We start from the raw sequence: 13052 nt of genomic DNA, 5'->3' as shown, positions 1-13052 counted from the left end.
CTAATGCAATGCACACACGGCAATAAGTGGATGTTTTTTACAGTATATAATAGAAGGTTTAACCATAGTAATATCTTCTTTGATTATAAAAGATTATTACCTATAGCTATCATCATACCCTGCCCGCTCCGGTCATTGCAAAACTATGAAATAGCTATGCAAAGGATAACCTTGCACCCACCAGATACCCGATAGAAACAAACAGGAGCGACCAGATAAATGCACCGGCAACGGTGACAACCAGATATTTCCTGAAAGACATTGCACTGATTCCGGAGATATAGCTGGTAACATGTCTAAGGCCCGGGACGAAATAAGCGATGAAGACCGTCCAGTTTCCGAACCGGAAGAACCATCGTTTCACACTCGCGAACCGCTTCGGCGTAAGCCCTATCCATTTCCCGTATTTGTCTACCACCGGCTGCCCGAGTCTCAGACCGATCGTATAGCTGATCAGCATACCTGTTATTGAGCCGATGAAGCACACCAGCACCGAAACTGAGAAATTCAGCACCATGGTAGAAGATAGATAGCCCACGAACAGCATCAGCAGCTCATCGGGAACGGGGAGGCCAAGAAGTCCCAGCGCGAGCAGTGCAAATATAGCTATATATCCGTATTGCGAGATCATCTCCATGATCCAGGGCATAAGGCATCACTTCCTGTTGACGAATTTTTTGAACGACGGGAATGGAATCCGGCTTACCATGAGCAGTGACAGCAGCCCCATTACGGCGACGACCAGCTCCGGCTTCATCCGTTCATCCACCAATGCAATCATTGATAAAATAACGCCTGCAGCCGTAATCGGCATCCCCGTGAACCCCTTTGAAGGCGCAGACAGATTAAATCTGGCCAGGCGCAGCGCCCCGCAGATCAGGAACGCAATCGCAGCAACAGGTCCAAGCCACTGCATGTTCTCCAGCCTGTACAACAATATGAGGAAGGTAGGAGCAAGCCCAAAGGAAATAATATCTGCCAGAGAGTCCAGTTGTTTGCCGAAATCGCTGGTACAATGGAGCATTCTTGCCAGCAATCCGTCCATGACATCACATATTGCCGCGAGCAATATCATTAATAAGGCGAGATTATAACGTTCTTGAATGGTGAAAAGCAAGGAAACTGATCCAAGTCCCAGGTTTCCCAGTGTGCACATTGAAGGCAGCCAGTTCCATTTCATGCTGTTTCACTCCTTTCTCGAAATATAAGAATTCTTGACAGGTTGTAATGAATCCGTTCAGCCTTCAAAGGTCACACTAAAACAGACGCCGTCCGTTGTGTTTATCACTGCATACCGGCAGCCGTGCATATCCAATATCTGCTTCGTAATCGAAAGCCCGAGTCCGGTTCCCCCCGTCAGACGGCTGCGTGAAGCCTCCGCCCGGTAGAAGCGCTCCCAGATCTGCTCCAGCTGATCTTCGGGGATGTTCTCACCCTTATTGTGTATGTTGAATGAGAGTGATTTCTCTTGACTCTCCACAGCAACGGTTATTGTACTGCCATGCTCCGCATGTCTGATCGCATTGGTCAGCAGGTTGCTGATTACCTGCTCAATCCAGGACGCATCGGCATAAAGCGGCCGCTCGTTCGCAGGAATAATAACCACATTCAGCTGCTTGTCACCGAGTGAATGTATCAGCTTGTCCGTCACCTTCTCAGTCATTTCACTCAGCATAAAGGAGCTTTTACGGAGTTTGATGGTTCCGGACTCCAGCTTGGCTAAATCGAGCATATCTTTGACGAGAAACTCCATTTTGTCGGCTTCCTCGATAATGACCTTGATATAATGATCCTGTTTGCCGGCGCTTACCCCATCCTCCAGACCTTCGGCGAATCCCTTGATAATACTGAGCGGAGTCTTCAATTCGTGAGAGGCGCTCGCAAAAAAGTCCTGCTGCATCTGCTCCATTTTCTTCTTCTGCTCCATGTCCTCAACCAGCTGCTGATTCGCCTCACGAAGCTCGCCCAGTGCAGCATCCAGACTTTGCGACAAAGTGAACATGCTTTTGGACAAGCTGCCCAGCTCATCCTTTTGACGGATCGAAGAATGACCTGTGAAATCCAGCGACACCATCCGTTTGGCGATATTATTGAGCTTAATCAGCGGACGGGTAACCATCTTGGAATAGAACAGCGACAGGACCAGTATCAGAACAAACCCGCCGATCCCCAGATATAAAAAGAACCAGCGCAGCGCTACATTCGAATCCTTAACATCCTGCAGGGAGGTGACCGTGAATAAGAGTTCAATCTCCCCGTCCGCCTGCTTGACCGGAAGAATGATGACTGAATTCCGGATGCCGCTCCAGGGAGCGGTCCACTCCTCTTTCAGTATGTTCAGATTACGGAGTTCTTCATTCTGATCAAGAGTCAGAGGAAACCAGTCCTCCAAGGCCTCGAAGAGGATGCCCTGCCGCGGATTCCAGACTTTCAGATCCGGTAATACAAGTTCAGTGATTGTCCCGGAAATAGTGCTCATCCCGTCTACGGGCTCCTCACCTATCTGCGGTCCGCCTTGCTTCGTAATCGTGAGCGGATAGATCAGATTTCCGGGGTCATTGTCTTCCTCAAGACGTTCTCCCTGGACGGTGACTTGATCATTTTCCTTCAGATTAGCTGCCCTAAGCGGATCCCCGTACTCGTTCATGAACAGGGACATCGGAATCACCTGAATCTTGCCCTCTCCATCCATCACCTTCATCCGGAACGGATCCTCAGACTTCATTCGGCCATCCAGCTTCAGAATGACCATTTGAGTCTTATTGCGCAGCATGAAGCGAACCAGTTCGCGGGAAGTACGGCTTCGCCCCCAGGATTCTTCCGTATAGCCCGTCCCGAAGCTCTTGAGATGCTTCTCCACCCTGTTCTCCTTCTGGCTCTGGTAGAAGCTGTCAAAGAACAGCAGCTGGCTCAAGATCACCATCCCGTAAAAACATACAAAAAAGATCACAGTCATCACAAACAGCTTAAAGGTAATTCCGCGTCTTCTCATTCCTCAACCTCAAACCTGTACCCTGTACCGATGACCGTACGGATATAGCGGGACTCATAACCCAGCTTGCTGCGCAGTTTCTTGATATGGCTATCCACGACACGGGAGTCTCCCTCAAATTCAATTCCCCACACCCGGCTGAGGATCGTATCCCGGGAAATCACAATCCCCTTGTTCCGGATCAGCAGCCATAAGAGATCATATTCCTTCGGGGTAAGCTCGACTTCTGCATCCTCTACCTCCAGACGGTGTGCCAGCGTGTTGAAGATCGCCGACCCAAACTTCACAATGCCCGAATCAGGCAGATGTGTGCCTTGAGCCCGTTTCATCAGCGCATTTGCCCGGGCCACCAGTACTTTAGGACTGAAGGGCTTGGTTACATAATCATCTGCACCTAATTCAAAGCCATATATTTTGTCGTCATCTGCAGACTTGGCGGTCAGCAGAATAATGGGGATCGCTGATTGCTTGCGGATTTCCCGGCATACCTCAAATCCATTCATCTTGGGCATCATGATATCCAGAATCAGCAGATCCGGCAGAAGTGAATCGAACCAGAGAAGCGCATCCTGTCCGTTGTCGGCTTCGCGCACTTCCCAGCCGTTCTGGATGAAATAATCAGATACCAGTTCACGGATACGCAGCTCATCCTCGACGAGCAGCAATTTTTTCTTCAATGTAGTCCCCGCTTTCCGCCCGTTTATACCACTCAGCATAGTCGAGTGTTATGTCCTTTATGTGCCCTGATTCAAATTTCCCCAAAAAAAGAAGCAGCGCATTGCGCTGCCCTCCTGAAAAGTAACTATTCAAATGTACTGTTGCTGCCTTACCCTGCCTGAACCGCATGCTTGAACTGGCTGTTATACAGCTCATGATACACACCTTTAAAGGCAAGCAGCTGCTCGTGGCTGCCCTGCTCGGCGATCTGACCGCCCTGGATGACGAGAATCCGGTCCGCATCCTGAATCGTACTGAGCCTGTGGGCAATCACGAAGCTGGTCCGGTCCTTCATCAGGGTCCGCATCGCCTGCTGGATATGCATTTCAGTCCGGGTATCCACACTGCTGGTTGCCTCATCGAGAATAAGGATAGCCGGATCGGCAAGGATGGCACGGGCAATCGTCAGCAGCTGGCGCTGGCCGTGGCTGAGTGTCGTTCCGTCCGTGCCCAGCATCGTATCATATCCTTGCGGCAATCTTGCGATGAACCCGCTGACGTTAGCCAGGCTTGCGGCCTCTTCAACCTCACGGTCGGTAGCGTCCAGGCGGCCGAACCGGATATTCTCACGAATCGTTCCAGAGAATACATGCGCGTCCTGCAGTACCATACCTAACTGGCTGCGCAGCTCATTTTTGTTCAGTTCGCGGATATCTCGTCCGTCGATCAGCAGCTCCCCGCTGTTAATTTCGTAGAAGCGGGTCAGCAGGTTAACAATAGTAGTCTTCCCCGCCCCGGTCGGGCCGACGAGTGCGATCTTCTCGCCAGGCTTCGCTTCGAAGCTTACACCGCTCAGAATCGGAGCATCCGCCTGATAGCCGAAGACGACATCACGGAAAATCACTTCCCCGTGTACCCGGGGCAGCTCTTGCGGCTGCTCGCCGATGTACTCCGAAGGCATATCCATCACTTCAAATACACGCTCCGCTCCGGCAATTGCCGACTGGATCAGATTGTACTGGTTCGCAAGCTCGGATATCGGCCGGCTGAACTGCTTGGCGTAGTTCAGCATACTGACAATAACCCCGACCGTAGCCAGCCCTTTAAATGCCATCCATCCGCCCACACTGGCAATCAGCGCGAAATCCAGGTTGTTAATCAGGTTCATGACCGGACCGACCAGCCCGGATACAATCTGTGCCTTAATGCTGACCTTGTTGAGTTCACCACTCATTCCGCGGAACCTTGCCGTTTCAGCTTCTTCTCTGCGGTACTGCTTAATCACCTTCTGACCGCTGATCGCTTCTTCAATGAAGCCGTTGAGTTCACCCAGATGCTGCTGCTGGTTCTTGAAATAGATCCGGCTCAAGCCTGTAATCTTACGGCTGGCCAGCAGGACCAGCGGGATCGTCACCAAAGCGATAACCGTCAGCGGAACGTTCAGCATCAGCATAATGACCAGCGAACCGCTTAATGTGATGAGACTGTTCAGCAGCTGGGTAACACTTTGATTCAATGAGTTCGACACGTTGTCGATGTCATTGGTTGCCCGGCTCATCAGCTCGCCATTGGCACGCGTATCGAAGAAGCCTATAGGCAGCTCCTGATATTTAGCGAACAGATCACGCCGCAGCTCGAACACCGTTCTCTGTGACACGGAAGTCATTACATAGGCCTGCACCCAGGAGACGGCGCTGCCGAGCAGGTAAACGCCGCCCAGCATGGTGCAGAACCGGACGAGCAGCCCATAATCATGGGGAATGATTGCCGAGTCTATCGCTTTTCCGAGCAGGTAAGGCCCGATTAGTGCTACTACGGCGTTAAGTATTGTAAATATATAGACCATAATGAGTCCCGTACGCTGACGGTTCAGATAGGACCAGATACGCTTGATCGTAGCCATGCGGTTCTTCGCGCGAACCTTCGGCACCACAGCTCCGCGGCCGCCGGGAGGCCCCCCTCCGAACCCGCCTGGGCGAACGGGGGTCTGTGTCTGATTAGGATGACTGGACATAAGGCTCCTCCTCTCCCTTCAGCTGCGAATCCTGGATATCCCGGTAAATCTCGCTGCCTGTCATCAGTTCTTTATGGGTGCCCTGGGCAGCAATCCGGCCATTCTCCAGGATCAGGATCCGGTCCGCATCGATGATTGACGATACACGCTGGGCAATCATAACTATGGTGCAGTTCCGTAGCTGAGTCTTCAAAAGCAGACGAATCCGCGCATCCGTTACCGCATCCAGCGCGCTGGTGCTGTCATCCATAATCAGAACCGCGGGCTGAATCAGCAACGCACGCGCGATGGAAAGCCGCTGCTTCTGTCCGCCGGACAGATTAACGCCGCGCTGCCCGAGCAAGGTATCATAGCCTTGCGGCAGCGTATTGATAAATCCATGTGCTTCGGCGGCTATAGCTGCCTGCTCTACCTCTGCCTCTGTTGCTTCCGGACGGCCGTAGCGGATATTGTCCCTGATGCTGCCGCTGAACAGCAGCGACTGCTGCATTACGAAGCCGATCCGGCTGCGCAGATGATCAATACCAATCTGCCGGATGTCTGTTCCGTCAATGGCAATAGCTCCGGACAACACCTCGTAGAACCGTGGAATCAGGCTGACCAGAGTCGATTTGCCGGCACCGGTAGCCCCCAGAATAGCAACTGTCTCGCCGGGGTTCGCAACAAAGCTGATATCTTCCAGCACAAGATTCTCATCTGCCCGGTTATAGGCGAACGAGACATGGTTGAATTCGATCCGTCCATGCGTAATTACATCACTATTCGCCGAAGGAGCTTCTGTAATCTCGCTTGTGGTTGCGAACACTTCATTCACCCGGTCTCCTGACACCTTAGCCCGAGATACGAACGCGAGCATATTGCTTAGCATCATCATGGACATCAGCAGCTGGGTTACATAGTTAATGAATGCGATCAGTTCACCCACCGGCAGCTTCCCGCTCCAGTTCTGCAGCCCGCCGAACCAGAGGACGGCAATAATACTTGCGTTCAGGATAAGCATCATCAGCGGCATGTTGAGCGCCATTAGGCGAATGGCTCTAATTCCAGTATTGGTATAGTCTGTGTTAGCGGCATCGAACCGCTTCTGCTCATGTCCCGCGCGGACAAAAGCTTTGATCACGCGGATGCCGGACAGGTTCTCCTGCAGCACATTGCTTACCCCATCCAGCTTCTCCTGCATTCTAGCAAACAAAGGAAAAGATAGACGGATCAGTACGTATAGCAGAATGAACAGCAGCGGCACCGCAGCCAGCAGGATTAGCGCCAGCGACGGGCTGATCCGGATCGCCATCACCAGACTGCCGATCAGCAGCAGTGGAGATCGTACAAACATCCGTAATATCATCTGCATGAAAGTCTGCAGCTGCACCACATCATTCGTTAAACGGGTGATCAGCGATCCGGTCTTCAACCGGTCCAGATTCCGGTTAGAGAAGGTCTGGATATGCTCAAACAGCTTGATCCGCAGATCATTTCCGAAATTCTGTGAAGCGATACTTGAAAAAACAGTACAGCCTACACCGCCGACCATACCTATGATTGCAACCCCAAGCATGATCCCGCCTGTCGAAATAATATACGGCAGATCATTCATCATCAGGCCCTTGTCCACGATGCTGGCCATCAGTGCCGGCTGCAGCAGGTCCATAACTACCTCAACTACCATTAACAGCGGGGCGAGCACGCACCAGAGTACGTACGGCTTCATGAACCCCCTGAGTTTCCACATTCAGGTCACCTTCATCTCATCAGTCGTCCGTTTACGGCAAGTATGTGATTTTATCAGCGATTGGCGTTCTCTGCTTGGCAGCAGGGATTTCCGCCGGATAGCCCACAGCGAGTACAGCAATCACATCATACTCCTGCGGCACGCCTAGAATCTCACGGCCCCGGACCGAAGCGCCCAGGGACGACCAGAACACACCTGCACCTGCTTCATGGGCAGCCAGCATGAAATTCTGGATATAGCAGGAGACCGCCATAACGTTCTCATCGCGTTCCATCTGGCTGGCGGCTGGCTTGGAGAGAATGCCAATTAACAATGGAGCTCCGCCGAAATCTGTCTTATGGTTCAGAGCTGCTCTTGTCTCGGGTCCAATAAACAGCAGCTCCCAGGGCTCGTTCATCCGGTGATTCGGGGCATAGCTCGCAGCCTCCAGCCAAGAGTTCAGATCGTTCTCCTGGATTGGCTCCGGTTTGAAGGCTTTAATTGTTCTGCGGGTCTGGATCGTATCAATGATTGTCATCGTTTATGTCCACTCCTTCAGCTATATTCTCTTGTTCTGCCAGAACTTCACGCAGCTCGAACGCCTGGATGAATTCCTGGATGATTCCATCCGTTGCTTTCAGCTCACCGCTGATCACCTGTCTGATAGCTTCGAATTCCGGCTGGTCCAGCTGCTGCATTAAGGTAGAGCGTTTGACATGGAGCCGGTCCAGAAAAGCAATCGCCCGGCCGCGGCGAAAGGTTTGGGCGCTTTGAAAATTCCTCTTGCCGTCGTCATGGGGATGGCCACAGTTTTCTCTGTGCTCTTTGTGCCCTTTATGTTCATGTTTTCCTTCGCGCATGATACTCTCCTCCTTCCGATGTATACATATGTATACGAATATTACTTGTATACAAATGTATACCCTTATTTAGGGAAGTGTCAAGCTGCATAAGCAGAAAATCACCTTAACCGGTGAATCAAGCTGGAAATCAAGCTGGAGCTCATGCATCTGTGCAGCTTATGCAGATTTTAAGGCTACCTCTCACATTGCTCCATCCAGACTACTCCTGGGGCGCAAGATATATTCGATTTTTCATATACATTTGGCCTGATTACCTTCACAGCAGCTCATTGTGTTTGGTTTTCCGCATACATTTGGTCTGTTTACCTTTAAAGTAGCTCATTGTGTTCGATTTTCCGCATACATTTGGCCTGGTTATCCTCAAAGCAGCTCATTGTATTCGATTTTTCATATACATTTGGTCCGGTTACCTTTGCGGAAGTATTTTGACTACAACTGACGAATATCATAATTTCCTAATCAACAAAAACAACTCATAAAGTTCCGCAGCAGCGGTCTCTTCACGAGTTGTTTCTGGTTAGTGCAATTATAAGGTATCCGTTACAAATTTGTTCGTCATTTCTGCTCCAGGGCATATTTGGTGAATGTTTGCTGCTTGAAATCATCCCAGGCCGGAGTGGGCAGACCCGCTTGCTGTTTAAGGGGCTCAAACGCTTGATAGAGTGCAGAAATCTCGCTGAAGGAGCCATCGACCAGCTTCATGAAAGGCAATTTATGAACAAACTTCATTCCTTGGTAGAGAATCGTTGGATGCCGCTTAACCCCATTTACGAGTGCTGCCGGATTCGTCTTAATGCCAAGCTTGTCAAGCACACTGAATCCTTCATCTATCAACGCAACGGCTTGTTTCCAGCGGGCGTTATCCTTTGTTGCTTTTGCCAAGTCGCCGTTATGAAGATAACTGACAGAAGTGATAGCTACAATTGGAACAATATGGCTCAGCAGCCATGCGTTGATATCCTCCGGATAATCAAGCTTGTATTTCGTCTGCCGGAAGGCCTGCGCAAGCTCGGACTTGAAGGGAACCTCCCCTTCCAGGCTGCCCAGCACCATTTGAACACCCATACGAATGCTGATCACACGGCCGTTCTTCTCCCGGATCCCTCCGCTAAGCTGAAACCCGAACACTATATTCTGTGGAGTCCGGCTGTTCTCCTTGAAGAAACGCTGCATGCCATGAGTATCTCCGTTATTGCCGACCAGAACAATATTGGTGCTCAGGTTGTCCGCCAGAATCGGCAGCACCGCCGGGAAGTCATTGTACTTCATCACCACGAAGATCAGATCATAGATATCATCCGTCCGCAGTTCAGAAATGACCTTCACCTGATCTACAGTCGTTTTACGCTGAAAATAATGCCGGATCACCAGCCCGTCCTGCTGCAGCTGGGCCGCTCTCTTCGCCCGGGCGAGCACCGTTACGTCATTGCCGCCCCGCACCAGCACATGTGCCAAATAACTGCCGAGTACACCTGCTCCAATAACTAATATCCGCATATTAATCCCCTCTCATCTTCAAACATTTGTTCTTTTATGAACATCTGTTCATTAGATTATCAGCAGAGGGGATGTTGCGCAATTGCCAATGCGGGCATGTCTGTACATTTATGAACATAGGGCAGGTGATTGTCTATTAATAAGCTTGGGCCCAGTCCCAGCGGATCTTCTTCATTCCACAATCGGGGTGTGAACCGCGACGATCAGCATATCCATATGCCGGGCATGCCGGAGCAGGTAATGGACGAAGCTTTCTTTGAACAACGCACGCCATAGAGGTCTGCGTGACTGGCCGATGATCAGCTGTGTAGTCTGCATTTCATTCATCCGCTGCAGCAGATGCTTATGCAGATGCTTGCGGCTGACGGCCTCGGTAATATCCATGACGCCGCCCAGCCGCTCCGTCAGATGCTTCAGCGTATCAAGCCGCTTCTGCTCATCTATTGTCCGTAGGCGGGTACAATGAACATAATGCACATGCCACTCGGCCTTAAGGCGGTGCGCTATGCGGAAGCCGCGACGGATTAACCGTTCGGCCTGCGAGCCGGTGTCCACACAGACGAAGATCACTTCCCGTCTGCTCCAGGGACCCCGGAGGGAGGGCTCGCGGTCCCACGCTTCCAGGCGTTCATCCACATCATCGGCAATTTCGCGCAGAGCCAGCTCACGCAGCGCGATCAGATTGCCGATCCGGAAGAAAGACTCCAGTGCCTGACTGACCTTCTCGGCAGCGTATATCTTTCCTTCCCGCATCCGCTGCTGCAGCATCTGCGGGGTAACATCGATGAGCTCCACCTCGCTCGCCATGCGCAGGATCGCATCCGGCACAGTCTCGCGGACACGGACTCCCGTTAACTGTTCCACGGCATCATTCAAGCTCTCCAGATGCTGCACATTGACTGTGGTAATGACGGAGATCCCGTTCTCCAGCAGCCTGATTACATCCTCATAACGTTTCTTGGTCTGGCTTCCGGGAACATTGGTATGGGCAAGCTCATCCACCAGCACCACCTCGGGATGCCGGGCAAGGATCGCCTCCGTATCCATCTCCGTAAGTTCAGCAGACTGGTAGTGAATCTGTGCTCTGGGGATCGTCGTTAATCCCCCCACCTGCCCCTTCGTTTCCAGCCTGCCGTGAGTTTCCAGCAGACCGACTACAACATCAATCCCTCTGTTCAGCAGCAGATTGCCTTCCTGCAGCATTTTGTAGGTTTTGCCCACGCCCGGGGCTGCGCCGATATAGACCTTGAAGGTTCCGCGGCGGATCTTCTCAATCCGCTGCTCCAGCTCCTGGCTGGTTAAGCGGTGGAATGGCTCCTCTGTTCCCTTGGGAGCTGAGCGGACCGGCAGAATCCGTTCACCGTCCCGTTCGGCCCGGTCAGCCATCAGGAACACATCGATGTTCCGCGTCCGCCGCAGGACACGGCTGGCGATGGAGCCATGCCACTTCTCCTGCCAGCGGCTTTTCTGCGAATGGCCCATGACTATCCGTGTGACATTATTCTGAATTGCATAACGCACGAGCAGCGAAGGAAGCAGCCGTAGGCGGAGCACCTCTAACTCTTCAAACCGGGCATTGATCCGTTCCGTCAGCTTGAGAATGGAACGCTTGAATACCTGCTGATCTTTGGTCAGCGGGCGGCCGCGCACGAGAAATGTAACAATAATCAGGTCACCGTTCAGCCGTTTGGCAATTTGCTGTCCCCTCCGGATATAGAGTGACCCATTCCAGTGATACTGCGCAGATACAAGAATCCGCTCCGTTGCACCGGAAGGTCCGATCAGCCCCTCGGCTTCCCGGTGTTTCTCCAGCGAATCATTGACCCCTTCCGCCATCAGCCGCAGAGACAGCTCGCGGAGCACGCCAAGATTCCCCCGGCGGGAGAGGGCCGGATGTGCCCCTACTCCAAGCACCCCTTCCTCCATCCGCTTCAGTATCGTTTCCGGAGAGACATCGATCAGCCGTACCTCATCCGCGAATTCCAGTGTGTTCAGCGGTACGGTATCTTCTGCACGGATACCGGTCATCTCATAGATTTTCTCACCCATACCGGCAAGCTCATAGACATTAATGGTAGTAATCACGCTGATCCCCTGATCCATCAGATAACGGATGTCCTCCAGCCGTGTCGGGAACCGGGCGTCTTCACGGTTGCGGTGCGCCAGGCCATCGACCAGCAGCACCTCGGGATTACGCTTCAGCAATGCTTCCAGCGGAAGATCCTTCTCTTCCTTCCCGTCCTTCCACCAGTGGATGCTGGGAACCCGTTCCAAATCGCCAAGCTGCTGAACGGTTTCCGCCCGGCCCATGGTTGATACCGCGCTGATCACTACGTCGATGCCCTGATGCTTCAGCAGCTTGCCTTCCTCCAGCATATGGTAGGTTTTGCCCGATCCGCTGACCGAGCCGATAATAATCTTCAGCCGCCCCCGCTGCAGCTGATAGATGGAATAGAGGATTTCCTCCGGTGACTTGCGTTTATATGGTGCCATAAGTTAACCTCCTTTCCTGCGGCACTAACCGGAAATGACCCTGTCCGTATAGCTTACGGGCAGGGTTCAGACCGGTATTACTTCGCTTTGAGTTCCGTTAATGCCAGATTCAGCTTCAGTACATTGACACGCTTTTCACCGAATAGTCCCAGATCCCGGCCTTCGGTATACTCAGACACCAAGGCTGTAAGTGTTTCTGGAGGAATTCCGCTCAGATTGCTGATTCTGGGAATCTGCACAATCGCCGCTGCCGGTGAAATATGCGGATCGAGACCTGAACCGGAGTTCGTGACCAGATCAATAGGCAGCTCACTAACGGGTACACCGGGATTATCCAGCTTCCACTGGGTGATTGAATCGCTTGTGCGCTGCAGCATATCAGGATTTGACGGTCCATAGTTGTTCGAACCCGAGGCTTCAGCCTTATACTCAATGCTGGATACACGACTCTGGAACAACGCCTGATCTGTGAAATTTTGCCCGATCAGTGTGGAACCGACCACCTGCCCCGCTGAATTCTTCAGCAGGCTCCCGTTGGCCTGCGAAGGCATTAACACTTGGGCGAGAGCGGTAGACGCCAGCGGATAAATGATTCCGCAGAGTACAATGAATACTGCGCTTAGCCGTATAATTGTGAAGATATAGGCAGCTTTTGAAGGTGACTGCTGCTCTTCGGCAGTCTCTTTAGTGGAATTGGCCATGATGGTATTGCCTCCTTAAGAATTCAATCGTGTGCTTGTATACTTGAAATTGAGATTGTCCCAATTAGATGTTGGTCGTAACTCCGGTGAATATTTGGACTTCCGGCCGCTGTTGTCCCCAGATTTC

The 13052-nt window shown here is 52.0% G+C and carries 11 protein-coding genes; all 11 read right to left on the bottom strand.

The window, feature by feature from the left end; genetic code table 11:
• Positions 1 to 154: 154 nt before the first annotated feature.
• On the bottom strand, positions 155 to 649 hold the full coding sequence (locus tag QW71_RS00430) for a DedA family protein (protein ID WP_039291658.1): 495 nt from the start codon (positions 647 to 649) through the stop codon (positions 155 to 157).
• Between the two features lie 6 nt (positions 650 to 655).
• Positions 656 to 1180, bottom strand: coding sequence for a CDP-diacylglycerol--serine O-phosphatidyltransferase (gene pssA / locus QW71_RS00425; RefSeq protein ID WP_039291655.1), 525 nt, complete (start codon positions 1178 to 1180; stop codon positions 656 to 658).
• Between the two features lie 57 nt (positions 1181 to 1237).
• A complete protein-coding gene (locus QW71_RS00420) occupies positions 1238 to 2992 on the bottom strand; it encodes a cell wall metabolism sensor histidine kinase WalK (protein WP_039291653.1) in 1755 nt (584 codons plus the stop codon).
• A complete protein-coding gene (locus tag QW71_RS00415) occupies positions 2989 to 3669 on the bottom strand; it encodes a response regulator transcription factor (RefSeq protein ID WP_039291650.1) in 681 nt (226 codons plus the stop codon). The genes QW71_RS00420 and QW71_RS00415 overlap by 4 nt, the downstream gene beginning before the upstream one ends.
• A 149-nt stretch (positions 3670 to 3818) precedes the next feature.
• Positions 3819 to 5663: an ABC transporter ATP-binding protein gene (locus QW71_RS00410; RefSeq protein WP_039291648.1), complete on the bottom strand. Its 1845-nt coding sequence runs from the start codon at positions 5661 to 5663 to the stop codon at positions 3819 to 3821.
• A complete protein-coding gene (locus QW71_RS00405) occupies positions 5647 to 7392 on the bottom strand; it encodes an ABC transporter ATP-binding protein (RefSeq protein ID WP_039291645.1) in 1746 nt (581 codons plus the stop codon). Before QW71_RS00405 ends, QW71_RS00410 begins: the two co-directional genes overlap by 17 nt.
• Before the next feature lie 31 nt (positions 7393 to 7423).
• A complete protein-coding gene (locus QW71_RS00400; RefSeq protein ID WP_039291643.1) occupies positions 7424 to 7909 on the bottom strand; it encodes a nitroreductase family protein in 486 nt (161 codons plus the stop codon).
• Positions 7896 to 8231, bottom strand: coding sequence for a hypothetical protein (locus QW71_RS36745; RefSeq protein WP_047013532.1), 336 nt, complete (start codon positions 8229 to 8231; stop codon positions 7896 to 7898). The genes QW71_RS00400 and QW71_RS36745 overlap by 14 nt, the downstream gene beginning before the upstream one ends.
• 558 nt (positions 8232 to 8789) lie before the next feature.
• Entirely contained in the window at positions 8790 to 9731 is a 942-nt protein-coding gene (locus QW71_RS00390) for a ketopantoate reductase family protein (RefSeq protein WP_039291640.1), read from the bottom strand.
• Between the two features lie 171 nt (positions 9732 to 9902).
• The gene (locus QW71_RS00385) at positions 9903 to 12224 is read right to left on the bottom strand and encodes a universal stress protein (protein ID WP_039291637.1); all 2322 of its coding nucleotides are present in this window, start codon (positions 12222 to 12224) and stop codon (positions 9903 to 9905) included.
• A 77-nt stretch (positions 12225 to 12301) separates the two neighbouring features.
• Positions 12302 to 12925, bottom strand: coding sequence for a potassium-transporting ATPase subunit KdpC (gene kdpC, locus QW71_RS00380; RefSeq protein WP_039291634.1), 624 nt, complete (start codon positions 12923 to 12925; stop codon positions 12302 to 12304).
• Positions 12926 to 13052 lie beyond the last annotated feature (127 nt).

This window comes from Paenibacillus sp. IHB B 3415 (genome assembly GCF_000802655.2).
Classification (GTDB): domain Bacteria; phylum Bacillota; class Bacilli; order Paenibacillales; family Paenibacillaceae; genus Paenibacillus_AQ; species Paenibacillus_AQ phytohabitans.
Note: the sequence above shows the minus strand (reverse complement) of the source record. Positions and strands in the feature narration are given on the sequence as shown.